Origin of the sequence: Spongiactinospora gelatinilytica, from assembly GCF_003236385.1 — a bacterium.
Classification (GTDB): domain Bacteria; phylum Actinomycetota; class Actinomycetes; order Streptosporangiales; family Streptosporangiaceae; genus Spongiactinospora; species Spongiactinospora gelatinilytica.
Genome location: NZ_POUA01000271.1, coordinates 1 through 10,819 on the forward strand (window position 1 = coordinate 1; position 10,819 = coordinate 10,819).

The window sequence follows — 10,819 nt, forward strand, 5'->3', positions numbered from 1 at the left end:
CCCTCGGCCCGCCCCGCGACCTTCGGCGTGAGGACCTTCATCACCTGGCCCATCGCCTTCGGCCCGGACGCGCCCGTCTCGGCGATCACCTCGTCGGCCAGCCGCTCCAGTTCCTCGTCGGAGAGCTGCGCGGGCAGGTAACCCTCGAGCACCGCGTGCTCGTCCATCTCGGCCTGCGACTGCTCCGTACGGCCCGCCCCGGCGAACGCCTCCGCCGCCTCCCGGCGCTTCTTCGCCTCCTTGATCAGCACCTTGACGACCTCCTCGTCGGACAGCTCCCTGGCCGCCTTCCCGGAGACCTCCTCGGTGCTGATCGCCGCGAGGGCCATCCTGATCGTGCGGGTACGGACCTCGTCACGGCTCTTCATGGAGACCGACAGATCGGCCTTCAACTTGTCCTTCAGCGCGCTCATGCGCCTTATCTTGCCGCACCTTCTCGCCGTACCGGCCGGTCGCCACCGCGCGTGCCGCAGACGACACTGGCATGATGAACACGTGAGAAAAGCAGCAGCGATCCCCCTGTCCGTGCTGGGGCTGGGTGTAGCGGGCGTCGGCTACGCCGCCGTCGTCGAGCGCAACTGGTTCCGGCTGCGCCGCTTCGACGTGCCGGTGCTGCCCCCGGGGCAGCGCCCGCTGCGCATCCTGCACCTCTCCGACCTGCACCTCACCCCGGGCCGGCGGCGGCTGATCGAGTGGGTGCGCTCGCTCGGCGACCTGCGCCCCGACCTGGTGGTCAACACCGGCGACTCCATCTCCCACCCGGACGCCATCCCCCCGCTGCTGCACGCCCTGGAGCCGCTGCTCGCCCGCCCGGGCCTGTTCGTCTACGGCTCCAACGACATGTACGCCCCCGTGCCGAAGAACCCGGCCCGCTACCTCTGGCGCACATCCAAGGGCGACCACCGCCGTAATGTGCCGTCCCTGCCCTGGGAGGAGCTGGGCGCCGCCATGGCCGCCGAGGGCTGGCTCGACATGAACAACACCACCGCCCGCCTCAAGGTCGGCGAGCTGGACATCGCCGTCGGCGGCATCCACGACTCCCACATCAACCGCGACCGCTACGACCTCATCGAGGGCCCGGCCCCGGCCGACGCCGACCTCCGCCTCGGCGTCATGCACTCCCCCGAGCCGCGCAACCTCACCCGCTTCGCCGCCGACGGCTACCAGCTCCTCCTGGCCGGCCACACCCACGGCGGCCAGCTCTGCATCCCCTTCTACGGCGCCCTGGTCACCAACTGCGGCATCGACCGCGCCCGCGTCAAGGGCCTCCACCGCCACGACTCCGCCTACCTGCACGTCTCCGCCGGCCTCGGCACCTCCCCGTACGCCCCGGTCCGCTTCGCCTGCTTCCCCGAGGCATCCCTCCTCACCCTGGTCCCCCGTCGTTGATCACCATCATTGACACAACCACCCCCGAAGTCCGCTAGACTTCTCGAAGCACGGGCCGCCAGGCCCGGGCCACCGGGGTGTAGCGCAGCTTGGCAGCGCGCTTCGTTCGGGACGAAGAGGCCGTGGGTTCAAATCCCGCCACCCCGACCCAGCACGACCGGACAGAGGGCTTGATCCGCTCAGCGGATCAGGCCCTTTTTCGTGTTCCCGGTGACCTCCAGGCGCTCGGCGATCTGGGCGCCGGGCCCGCTGAGCGCTACTTCGGCGGTGTGTGCCGTGCCGTGCCGCGAGAACCGGCGGCCACGAGGGCGAGCACTCCGATGATGAGGGGCGCCCAGCCGCCGGTGACCGGGAAGTAGAGGACGCACAGGATCAGGCCCATCACCAGCAGGTACCAGCCGAACTGGGCGGGGAGGCGGCCGGTGACGCTGATGATGTGCCGGCCGAGCGTGCCCAGGGCGAGCATCGCGACGCCGCCGATCATGAACCAGACGTCCACCTCGCGGGCGGTGTAGTTGGGGGCCTCGGGGTCGACGATGCTGCGGAAGAAGCCGTCGGCGGCGATGCCGGCCCAGTCGTTGGGCTGGAGGAAGGCCCAGATGAAGTGGAGCACCGCGGTGGCGATGAGCAGGCGGGGGATCCAGCGGGTCAGGGTGCTCGCCTGAGGGGGGCTCGTGCGCGGGGTGGTCGTGGTGGTCATTCGGTTTCCGCCTCCTCGGGTGGGGCCAGGCGCAGGGCGCGCTGGTAGATGTCGCGCAGTTCGGGCGCGGAGATCGGCGGGATGACCTGCTGGCCGCCGATCAGGATCAGGTAGAGCAGCCTGGCCATGGGCGTGACGTCGGACTCCGGGCCGCCGAGGTCGCGCCACAGGACGCTCAGGTAGTCGATGCGCGTGCGGTCCACGCGCTCTTGGACGGCCCGTACGTCGGCGTCCACCAGGGCCCAGGCCCGGACGGCTGACTCCAGGCCCGCGCTGTCGCTTTCGACGTCCAGGACGATGTCGAGCAGCCGGCGCAGCCGGACCGGGGCGGGCTCGCCGGAGCCCTCCACGGCGGTGATGAAGCGGGCGGTGTGCTCGGCCTCGAAGTGGGCGAGCAGGTCCTTGTGGTAGCCCGTCATGCCCTTGAAGTGGTGGTAGAACGAGCCCTTGGTGAGATCCAGCTCGCCGCACAGCCGTTCGATGGTCAGCGCCCGCGCGCCGTCACGGGCGAGGATCCCAAGGCCGGTGTCCAGCCAGTCGCGCTGGGATGCCATGGCCGGTCACCCCGGCTCGGTCGCGAATTCGCTCATGAGCCATACCATACCTCATCGTATGGCCCTTGGCAGTAGGGCGTCAGGTAGAGTTGCGCCGTGCATCTCCACTTCCTCTGAGGACGACCCTCCGTCCGGCGACGCCGGGCGGACGCGTAGTCGTCTCTCACCCTTCAGGTTCCCCACGTCGCGCTGAGAACTGCCGAGGTGTGCGCGAGCCTGCTCGCTCGGAGGAGGCATGTTCACCGATCCAACGCCGCATGCCGCGCGCGTGCCCACCTCAACGCCACCGACCTGCACCTGTCCCGCGGTGGCCGCCCCGTGCTCCCCGGGGTCGATCTGACCGTCTCGCCCGGAGTCCGGCTCGGAGTGGTCGGCGAGAACGGGCGCGGGAAGACCACCCTGCTCCAGGTGCTCGCCGGGACGCTCGCCCCGGACGCGGGCGCGGTGCAGCGCAGGCGCGGCGCGCGCGTCGGCCTGCTCGCCCAGGAGTCCCCGCCGCCCTCGCGGCGGCGGGCGTTCGAGGTGTACGAGGCCGTCGCGGCCCGTGCCGGCACCGAGGCCATCGGCCTCGCCCGCCTCGGCCTGCTGCCCGCCGACGCCGCCCACCGCCCGGTGACCGAGTTGTCCATCGGCCAGCAGCGCCGCCTGTACCTGGCCCTGCTGCCGGCCGCCCGCCCCCAGGTCATCCTGCTCGACGAGCCCGCCAACCACCTGTCCATGACCCTCGTCGAAGAACTGACCGACGCGCTGGCCACCACCGGAGCCGCCGTGGTCCTCGCCACCCACGACCGCCGGCTGCTGCGCGACACCGGCGGCTGGCCCCGCCTCGGCTCTGACCCTCGCGCCGGGCAGGCTCTTGACATTGAATGCATCCAGTGGATACTTGGGATCCAAAGTTGGTGACGAGAGAAGAGAGCCGTGCTGGAACCGCTGCAGATCACGCTCCTCGCCGTGGCGGGCTTCCTGGCCGGCGCCGTGAACGGGGTGGCCGGAGGTGGTTCGCTGATCTCGTTCCCGGCGCTCCTGGCCATGGGGTACTCGCCGGTGGCGGCCAACGTCACCAGCGCGCTCACCACGTTGCCCGGCTATCTGGGCGGGCTCGCCGGATACCGGGACGAGTTGCCCGCGATCGGCGGGCGGGTGCTGCGCCTGGCCGCGGTGACCGTCGCGGGGGCGACCTGCGGGTCGGCGATCCTGCTGGTCGCGCCGCAGGAGCAGTTCACGTCCGTGGTGCCGGTGCTGGTGCTCGCGTCCGTGGCGGCGCTGGCCCTGCAGGGGGTGGTGGCGCGGCGGCTCGCCAAGGCCAGGGCGGCGGACGGCGGGCGCGGACTGCTCGCCGCGCAGTTCGTGGTCTCGGTCTACGGAGGCTACTTCGCCGCCGGGCTCGGCGTGATGATGCTCGCCGTGCTCGGCGCGTTCGTGGCCGAGAACCTGCACCGGCTCAACGCGCTCAAGGGCGCGCTTTCACTGATCGTCGGATCGGTCTCGGCGCTCGCCTTCACGGTGTTCGGGCCGGTGCAGTGGCTGCCCGTCGCGGTGATGTCGCTGGCCGGGCTGGCCGGCGGGCGGGGCGGCGTCGTCCTCGCCCGCCGGGTGTCCCCCGAGATCCTCCGCTGGCTCGTCGTCTCCGCCGGGCTCGTCCTGTCCGTCGCGCTCTTCCTGAGGTGACCATGCTTCCCGACCGAACCGACCTGCTCATCTCGGGCACGTACCTGATCTCGATGGACCCGGACGTGGGCGACCTCCCGCGCGCCGACGTCCTGGTCCGCGACGGGCGGATCGCCGAGGTCGCCCCGCACGACCCCGGCCGCGCGGCCGGTGACGCCCAGGTCATCGACGCGAGCCGGACGGTGACCCTCCCCGGGTTCGTGGACACCCACTGGCACCTGTGGAACTCGCCGCTCCGCGGCACGGTCGGCGACCGGCCGGGCCGGGACTACTTCACCGTCAAGCGGGCGCTCGCGCCGCACTTCGAGGTGGACGACTTCTACTGGGCGGCCAGGTTCGGGCTGGCCGAGGCGATCGGCGGCGGCATCACCACCGTGCACAACTTCGACCACAACGTACGCGGGCCGCAGGACGCCGACGCCAACATCCGGGCGCACCTGGACTCCGGCCTGCGCGGGCGGTTCTCCTACGGCCCGCCCGACTCGGCCGAACCGGACGCCACCAACGACCTCGACGACCTGGCCGCGCTGCGCGCCCGCTGGCCCTCCTCGCTGCTGGACGGCAGGCTGGACTTCGGCGTCGCGCTGCGCGGGCCGTACCGGACGCCGCCCGCCGTCTACGAGCGGGAGTGGGCGGCGGCCCGCTCGCTCGGCCTGCCGATCACCATGCACTGCGACCGCTGCCTGCGCGAGGAGGGCTGCCGCGCCTGCGGCCTGACCCGCCTCGCCGACCTCGGCCTGCTGGGCGAGGACGTGCAGATCGTCCATGCCGTCCACGCGAGCGAGGACGACATCGGGGCGCTGGCCCGCACCCGTACGCGGGTGTCGGTGAGCCCGATGACCGAGCTGCGCACCATGGGCTTCCCGCTGATCAGCGAACTCATCGAGGCCGGCGTGCGGCTCTCGCTGTCCCTGGACACCCTCGCCATGCCCACCAGCGCCGACATCCTCGGTCACCTGCGCGCCATCGTCTCCATCGAGGCCGCCCGCACCGGCTCACCGGCCGTGACCCCGCGCCGGCTGCTCAAGCTGGCGACGCTCGACGGCGCCGAGGACCTCGGGATCGGCGACGTCACCGGCTCCATCACGAACGGCAAGCGCGCGGACATCGTGATCCTGCGCCTGTCCGACGTCAACCTGCTCCCCTCGGGCGACCCGGCCGAGGGGCTCGTCTACACCGGTCAGATCGACAACATCGACACCGTCATCGCCGACGGCCGCGTGCTCAAGCGGCACGGCAGGCCGGTGCTCGCCGAGGGCGGTCCCGACCCCGTCGCCATGGCCGAGGCCCGCAGGGACGCCCTGCTCGAAAGGGCCGCGGCGGCGGGCGACTGGCCCTCCACTTCAGAAAGCGGCTCCACCCCCGAAAGAAGCCTGCCATGAGCGCCACCCCCGTCGCCCGGACGACGTCCCGGCACGAAACCCTCACCCCACGTGCCGCGGTCGCGATGTTCGGGCTGCTGCTGCTCGCCTACGCGGTCAACGCCATGGACCGCATGGTCTTCCCCGTGCTGCTGGTCGAGGTCCGCAGCGAGTACGGCTTCAGCCTGGAGGCGGCCGGACTCCAGGCCACCGTCTTCGCCTTGGGCATGGGCCTGGCCGGGCTGCCCGCCGGACGGCTGGAGCGGATGTTCGGCCGGCGGCGGACGATCGTCGCGGGCACCCTGCTGTTCTCCGTGGCGACCGCCCTGACCGCGGCCTCCACCGGCTTCGCGGACATGCTGCTGTGGCGCGTCCTGTCCGGGGTCGGCGAGGCGCTCCAACTCGCCGCGATCATCACGGTGGCCTCCAGCGCGTTCCCGGCCCGGCGCGGCGTGGCGATCGGCAGCATCAACATGGCGTTCGCCGCCGGGTCGGTGATCGGCCCGTCCTTCGGCAGCAGCCTGATGGAGAGCTACGGGACCTGGCGGGCTCCGATGATCGCGTACGCGGCGATCGGCGTCGCGCTCGCGCTGGCCACCCTCCTGCTGGTGTCGCCGCGGCTCACCGAGGCCAAGGCGGCGGCCGGCGTGGTCCGCCACATCGGCGGCGCGGCCACGCTGCTGGCCCGCAACCCGCTGGTGCTGGCCGCCATCATCGTGCTGTTCGGGCTCGCCGACTTCGCCTTCATCGGCATGTACGCCAGCTACCTGCGGGAGGAGCTGGGCTTCGGCTCCGGCGCGGCCGGATTCGTGGTCGGGCTGTCCGGGCTGGCGGCGTTCGCCTCACCGCTCGGCGGCCACCTGGTCGACCGGTGGAGCCCGCGAGCCGTGCTCGCCTTGCTCAACCTGGGCGTCGCGGCCTGCGGGTGCGCGCTGTTCCTCGGATCGCCGGGGATGGCCTGGCAGTCGGTCTTCTCGTTCCTGTTCGGGCTGTTCGCCAGCAGCGGCGTGTACGTCGCGGCGGCCGGCTACCTGGTCAAGGCGGTGGACGCCAAGGGCGTGAGCCGCGCCGCCGGCGTGTTCGTGACCTGTGTCTACGTGGCGGCCAGCGCCGCCGGGCTGCTGTTCAGCAGCCTTACCTCCGCGGCCGGGTGGACCACCGCGGCGATGATCCAGATCGTCGGCTTCTCGGTGGCCGGCGCGGCCCTGGCGCTCGCCCTGCGCCCGCATCTGTTCAGCACGACCGACACCTCAGGGGATCACTCATGACCACTTCCCTGCTCTGGCGGCTCCCCCAGGCCGCCGTGCCCGTCACCGGCCGCCCGGAGGCGTTCCCGGTCCGGCGCGTCTACTGCGTCGGGCGCAACTACGTCGATCACATTCGGGAGATGGGCGAGGGCGACGAGCGCGACGACCCGTTCTTCTTCCAGAAGCCCGCGGACGCCGTGGTCACGGACGGCTCCGCCGTACCGTATCCGCCGCACACCGGCGACCTGCAGTTCGAGGGCGAACTCGTGGTCGCCGTCGGCAGGGAGGGCGCGGACGTCGCCGCCTCCGACGCGCTGGGCCACGTCTTCGGGTTCGCCGCCGGGATCGACCTGACCCGGCGCGACCGGCAGCGGGACTGCCGGGCCATGGCGCACCCGTGGGAGGCCGGCAAGTCCTTCGACCACTCCGCGCCGTGCGGCCCCATCGTGCCCGCCGCCGAGGCCGCCGGAACGCTGGACGGTGAGCTGCGGCTGACCGTCAACGGCGAACTCCGCCAGCGCACCGGCCTGGACCTGATGGTGTGGAAGGTCCCCGAGATCATCAACCACCTGTCCCGCTCGTACCGGCTGATGCCGGGCGACCTCATCTACACCGGCACCCCGGCGGGAGTCGCCGCGGTGGGCCCCGGCGACCTGATCCGCGTCGAGATCACGGGCCTGCCCGCCCTGACCGTGACCATCCGATGAGCCACCTGAAGGAGACACCCATGCGTCCCAGCGAACGGCTTGAGTACGACCCGATCGAGGGCCGCCCGGCGCGCACGCTGCCCGGCGGCGGCCGGATGGTGGTGTGGGTCATCGTCAACGTGGAGACCTGGTCCGACACCGACCCGATGCCCCGCACCGTGCTCACCCCGCCCGCGGGCGGCATCCCGGCCCCCGACGTGCCGAACTGGGCCTGGCACGAGTACGGCAACCGGGTCGGCTTCTGGCGCATGCTGCACGCGCTGGACCGCCAGGGGGTGCGGGCCGCGCTGGCGATCAACGGCCAGGCGGTGGAGCACTACCCGCAGATCACCAAGGCCGCGCTGGAGCGCGGCTGGGAGTTCGTCGGCCACGGGTTCACGCAGAAGAACATGCAGAAGGTCGCCGACGAGCGGGCGGACATCCGGGCCACCACCGAGGCGATCGAGTCCGCCACCGGGGCACGGCCGCGCGGCTGGCTGGGCCCGGGGCTCACCGAGACCTGGGAGACCCCGGACATCCTCGCCGAGGAGGGCTACGAGTACGTCTGCGACTGGGTCCTCGACGACCAGCCGGTGGAGCTGGCCACGCGGACCACGCCCATCGTGAACGTCCCTTACACGCAGGAGTGCAACGACGTCGCGATGATGCTGATCCAGCACCATCCGGCCCGCGAGTACTACCAGCGGGCGATCGACCAGTTCGACCAGTTGTACGCGGATTCGGCGGACTCCGCGCGGGTCATGGCACTGGTCGTGCACCCGTACATCATGGGCGCCCCGCACCGGCTGAAGTACTTCGAGCAGGCCCTGCACCACATCCGGGGGCACCGGGACGTGGAGTTCTGGACCGGGGAGCAGATCCTCGACTGGTACCGTGCCACCTCACCGGGGCGCTGACCCCCGGCCGCGGCCGGAAACCCGCCCGCCGCCGGACCTCCTGTAAGGATCAAGCTTTTTGCACACGGCGTATACTAACCGCGTGCCCAGCTCTCCCGAACCCCGACCGGGCAGCGCCCAGGCGGTGTACGCGGAGCTGCGCCGCCGGTTCGCGGCCGGTGAATACGCGCCCGGCCAGCGGCTCACCGAGGCCGTGCTGGCCGCCGAGCTGGGCGTCAGCCGCACCCCGGTCCGTCAGGCGCTGGGCAGGCTGCTGACCGACGGCCTGGTGGTCCCGGCCGCCAGGGGCGTCGCCGTCGCGGCGCTCACCGCCGCCGAGGCCGGGCACCTGTTCGTGCTGCGCGGCCGGCTCGAAGCCCTGGCGGCCGAGCTGGCCGCCACCCGGCAGAAGGAGGGCCGGCTCGCGCCCGCCGAGATCGACGCGCTGGACGAGGCCGTCGATCGGGTCGAGGCCGCGGTGCGCGCGCACGACCCGCGCGCCTCCGCGCAGGCCAACCTGGCCCTGCACCGCGCCATCGGCGCGGCGGCCGGCAACCCGTTCCTGGAAGACGCCCTGCACCGGGTGTGGGACCGCATCGCGGTCACCACCGTGGCCAACCTCGACGACCCGCACTGGGCCGACGCGATCACCGAGCAGCACCGCGCGATCATCGCCGGCATCCGTGCGGGCGACCCGCAGGCCGCCGGGGAGGCGGCCCTGTCCCACATCCAGGCGGCCGGTCGCGCCTATCGGCCCCTCGACCACTGACGGACGGCGCCTCACGGCACGAACCGGTAGCCCATCCCCGGCTCGGTGATCAGGTGGGCGGGGTGGCCCGGGTCCGGTTCGAGCTTGCGGCGAAGCTGCGCCATGTACTGCCGCAGGTAGTGCGACTCCTTGACGAACTTCGCGCCCCACACCTCGGTCAGCAGGTGCCGGTGGGCGATCAGCTTGCCCGGGTTGCGCAGCAGGATCTCCAGGATGTGCCACTCGGTGGGGGTCAGCCGCACGTCGCCGGAGACGGTCTTGCCGACGAGGTCCACGACGTGGTCGCCGACCCGTACCAGCGCGGTCTCCGACTCGGTCACCGCCGAGCGCCGGGAGACCGCGCGGACGCGGGCGAGCAGTTCGTCGATCCCGAACGGCTTGGTCACGTAGTCGTCGGCGCCCGCGTCCAGGGCCTCGACCTTGTCCCGGTTGGCGGCCCGGCCGGACAGCACGATGATCGGCACGCTGGTCCAGCCGCGCAGGCCGTGGATCACGTCGATGCCGTCGAAGTCGGGCAGCCCGAGGTCGAGCAGCACCAGGTCGGGGTGGAAGGAGGCGGCCTGGCGCAGCGCCGAGCCGCCGTCGGCGGCGACCGCGACCTCGTAGTGCCGGGCGGCCAGGTTGATCCGCAGCGCCCGCAGGATCTGGGGTTCGTCGTCCACGACGAGGACGCGGGTCACGCCGCCACCCCGGTACGGCCGGTGACCGGCAGTGTGAGGATCATCGTCAGCCCGCCTCCTGGTGTGTCCTCCGGGGTCAGTGTGCCGCCCATCGCCTCGGCCAGGCCGCGCGACAGGGCCAGGCCGAGCCCGACGCCGGTGTGGGTGTCGCGGTCGCCGAGCCGCTGGAACGGCATGAACACCCGCTCGTGGTCCTCCTGCGGGATGCCGGGGCCGCGGTCGATGACCCGGATCTCCACACCGGAGCCGTGCCCGCTCGCCCGGACCAGTACCGGCCGCCCGTCGGGGCTGTAGCGCACGGCGTTGGCGATCACGTTCACCAGCACCCGTTCCAGCAGCACCGGATCGGCGGTGACCTCCGGCAGGTCGGCCGGGATGTCGCAGGTCACCCGGCCGCGCGCGGTCCCGAGGCCGTCGATCGCGCGGGGCACCACCTCGTCCAGGACGAGCGCTTGCGGCGACGCGCCGAGTACGCCCGCCTGGAGTCTGCTCATGTCCAGGAGGTTGGCGACCAGGCGGTCCAGGCGGGCGAGGGATTCGTGGGCGGTGTCGAGGAGTTCGGCGCGGTCGGCGGGGGTCCAGTGGACGTCGGTGGCGCGCAGGCCGTCGACGGCGGCGGTGGCGGAGGCCAGGGGGGTGCGCAGGTCGTGGCTGACGGCGGCGAGCAGGGCGGTGCGCATCCGGTCGGCTTCGGCGAGGGGGCGGGCTTTTTCGGCTTCGGCGCGCAGGCGTTCTTGGCGCAGGGCGACGGCGGCTTCGGCGGCGAAGGCTTCCAGGACGCGGCGGTCGGCGGCGTGCAGGAGGCGGCCGCGGGCGGCGAGGATGAGGTGGTCGTCGATGTGGACGTCGGTGCCGGCGTCGCCGGGGGT

The 10,819-nt window shown here is 72.5% G+C and carries 13 protein-coding genes and 1 tRNA gene; 9 read left to right on the forward strand and 5 right to left on the reverse strand.

Going from position 1 to position 10,819, the window contains the following annotated elements:
* Positions 1–413: GatB/YqeY domain-containing protein (locus tag C1I98_RS27465; RefSeq protein ID WP_111170321.1), on the reverse strand; the 413-nt coding region annotated here is incomplete at its 3' end.
* An 82-nt stretch (positions 414–495) separates the two neighbouring features.
* Between C1I98_RS27465 and C1I98_RS27470 the strand changes: the two genes are divergently transcribed.
* Both C1I98_RS27470 and C1I98_RS27475 read left to right on the forward strand, forming a co-directional pair.
* Positions 496–1,389, forward strand: coding sequence for a metallophosphoesterase (locus C1I98_RS27470; protein ID WP_233508240.1), 894 nt, complete (start codon positions 496–498; stop codon positions 1,387–1,389).
* Between the two features lie 73 nt (positions 1,390–1,462).
* Positions 1,463–1,536: transfer RNA gene (locus tag C1I98_RS27475), tRNA-Pro, on the forward strand.
* A 109-nt stretch (positions 1,537–1,645) separates the two neighbouring features.
* Here the strand turns inward: C1I98_RS27475 and C1I98_RS27480 are convergent.
* Positions 1,646–2,089 carry a DUF6463 family protein gene (locus tag C1I98_RS27480; RefSeq protein WP_111170311.1) on the reverse strand — a complete coding sequence of 148 codons (444 nt, stop codon included), beginning with the start codon at positions 2,087–2,089 and terminating at the stop codon, positions 1,646–1,648.
* The gene (locus tag C1I98_RS27485; protein WP_111170312.1) at positions 2,086–2,643 is read right to left on the reverse strand and encodes a TetR/AcrR family transcriptional regulator; all 558 of its coding nucleotides are present in this window, start codon (positions 2,641–2,643) and stop codon (positions 2,086–2,088) included. Before C1I98_RS27485 ends, C1I98_RS27480 begins: the two co-directional genes overlap by 4 nt.
* A gap of 318 nt (positions 2,644–2,961) precedes the next feature.
* Here C1I98_RS27485 and C1I98_RS27490 point away from each other — a divergent pair, with 318 nt between their 5' ends.
* The 7 genes from C1I98_RS27490 to C1I98_RS27520 all read left to right on the forward strand — a co-directional run bounded on the left by C1I98_RS27490 (position 2,962) and on the right by C1I98_RS27520 (position 9,270).
* On the forward strand, positions 2,962–3,546 hold the full coding sequence (locus C1I98_RS27490; protein ID WP_233508241.1) for an ATP-binding cassette domain-containing protein: 585 nt from the start codon (positions 2,962–2,964) through the stop codon (positions 3,544–3,546).
* Between the two features lie 15 nt (positions 3,547–3,561).
* Positions 3,562–4,311 carry a sulfite exporter TauE/SafE family protein gene (locus tag C1I98_RS27495; protein ID WP_111170314.1) on the forward strand — a complete coding sequence of 250 codons (750 nt, stop codon included), beginning with the start codon at positions 3,562–3,564 and terminating at the stop codon, positions 4,309–4,311.
* Between the two features lie 2 nt (positions 4,312–4,313).
* Positions 4,314–5,693 carry an amidohydrolase family protein gene (locus C1I98_RS27500; protein WP_111170315.1) on the forward strand — a complete coding sequence of 460 codons (1,380 nt, stop codon included), beginning with the start codon at positions 4,314–4,316 and terminating at the stop codon, positions 5,691–5,693.
* Positions 5,690–6,940 (forward strand): MFS transporter, encoded by a 1,251-nt coding sequence (locus tag C1I98_RS27505; protein ID WP_111170316.1) that lies wholly within the window; start codon positions 5,690–5,692, stop codon positions 6,938–6,940. The genes C1I98_RS27500 and C1I98_RS27505 overlap by 4 nt, the downstream gene beginning before the upstream one ends.
* Positions 6,937–7,626, forward strand: coding sequence for a fumarylacetoacetate hydrolase family protein (locus tag C1I98_RS27510; protein WP_111170317.1), 690 nt, complete (start codon positions 6,937–6,939; stop codon positions 7,624–7,626). The genes C1I98_RS27505 and C1I98_RS27510 overlap by 4 nt, the downstream gene beginning before the upstream one ends.
* A 20-nt stretch (positions 7,627–7,646) precedes the next feature.
* Positions 7,647–8,522, forward strand: a complete 876-nt coding sequence (locus C1I98_RS27515; RefSeq protein WP_111170318.1) for a polysaccharide deacetylase family protein — start codon at positions 7,647–7,649, stop codon at positions 8,520–8,522.
* An 82-nt stretch (positions 8,523–8,604) separates the two neighbouring features.
* Positions 8,605–9,270: a GntR family transcriptional regulator gene (locus C1I98_RS27520; protein ID WP_158558201.1), complete on the forward strand. Its 666-nt coding sequence runs from the start codon at positions 8,605–8,607 to the stop codon at positions 9,268–9,270.
* An 11-nt stretch (positions 9,271–9,281) separates the two neighbouring features.
* Here C1I98_RS27520 and C1I98_RS27525 read toward each other — a convergent pair whose 3' ends face one another.
* Positions 9,282–9,950 carry a response regulator gene (locus C1I98_RS27525; RefSeq protein WP_111170320.1) on the reverse strand — a complete coding sequence of 223 codons (669 nt, stop codon included), beginning with the start codon at positions 9,948–9,950 and terminating at the stop codon, positions 9,282–9,284.
* The coding region (locus tag C1I98_RS27530; protein WP_233508242.1) for a sensor histidine kinase at positions 9,947–10,819 on the reverse strand (873 nt) is incomplete at its 5' end. The genes C1I98_RS27530 and C1I98_RS27525, both read right to left, overlap by 4 nt.

Bases quoted from the DNA above. Each gene is read 5' to 3' on its own strand.
- C1I98_RS27515 (WP_111170318.1), top strand. From the start codon at position 7,647: ATGCGTCCCAGCGAACGGCTTGAGTACGACCCGATCGAGGGCCGCCCG.
- C1I98_RS27500 (WP_111170315.1), top strand. From the start codon at position 4,314: ATGCTTCCCGACCGAACCGACCTGCTCATCTCGGGCACGTACCTGATC.
- C1I98_RS27485 (WP_111170312.1), bottom strand. From the start codon at position 2,643: ATGGCATCCCAGCGCGACTGGCTGGACACCGGCCTTGGGATCCTCGCC.
- C1I98_RS27505 (WP_111170316.1), top strand. From the start codon at position 5,690: ATGAGCGCCACCCCCGTCGCCCGGACGACGTCCCGGCACGAAACCCTC.
- C1I98_RS27510 (WP_111170317.1), top strand. From the start codon at position 6,937: ATGACCACTTCCCTGCTCTGGCGGCTCCCCCAGGCCGCCGTGCCCGTC.
- C1I98_RS27480 (WP_111170311.1), bottom strand. From the start codon at position 2,089: ATGACCACCACGACCACCCCGCGCACGAGCCCCCCTCAGGCGAGCACC.